Origin of the sequence: Paenibacillus sp. FSL H7-689 (genome assembly GCF_000517905.1) — a bacterium.
In the GTDB taxonomy this organism is placed as follows: Bacteria; Bacillota; Bacilli; order Paenibacillales; family Paenibacillaceae; genus Paenibacillus; species Paenibacillus amylolyticus.
The window spans coordinates 1-496 of record NZ_ASPU01000038.1 but is presented as its reverse complement, the minus strand read 5'-3'; the positions used below and the strand labels follow the sequence as shown (position 1 = coordinate 496).

At 52.6% G+C, this 496-nt stretch carries 5 tRNA genes; all 5 read left to right on the top strand.

Annotated features, from left to right (window positions below):
* Window positions 1-63: 63 nt before the first annotated feature.
* Window positions 64-149 (top strand) — tRNA-Tyr (locus tag C170_RS21845).
* Window positions 150-159: 10 nt separating this feature from the next.
* Window positions 160-235: transfer RNA gene (locus C170_RS21840), tRNA-Lys, on the top strand.
* 6 nt (window positions 236-241) lie between these two features.
* Window positions 242-322: transfer RNA gene (locus C170_RS21835), tRNA-Leu, on the top strand.
* 10 nt (window positions 323-332) lie between these two features.
* Window positions 333-407, top strand: a tRNA-Gly gene (locus tag C170_RS21830).
* A 7-nt stretch (window positions 408-414) separates the two neighbouring features.
* A tRNA-Arg gene (locus tag C170_RS21825) sits at window positions 415-491 on the top strand.
* Window positions 492-496: the final 5 nt, after the last annotated feature.

Genomic DNA, 496 nt, shown 5'->3' with positions numbered 1-496 from the left:
AGCAACTGACTTGTAATCAGTAGGTTGGGGGTTCAAGTCCTCTCGCCGGCACCATGTAATCCTGGAGGATTAGCGAAGCGGCCAAACGCATCAGACTGTAAATCTGCTCCCGTACGGGTTCGGTGGTTCGAATCCATCATCCTCCACCAGTTTTTCTATGAGTCATTAGCTCAGTTGGTAGAGCACCTGACTTTTAATCAGGGTGTCGAAGGTTCGAGCCCTTCATGACTCACCATTATATGCGCGTGTGGCGGAATTGGCAGACGCACTAGACTTAGGATCTAGCGTCTTTGACGTGGGGGTTCAAGTCCCTCCACGCGCATCCTTTATTTGCGGAAGTGGCTCAGCGGTAGAGCATCGCCTTGCCAAGGCGAGGGTCGCGGGTTCGATTCCCGTCTTCCGCTCCAATATTTTGCGCCCTTAGCTCAGCTGGATAGAGCGTTTGACTACGAATCAAAAGGCCGGGAGTTCGAATCTCTCAGGGCGCGCCATTATT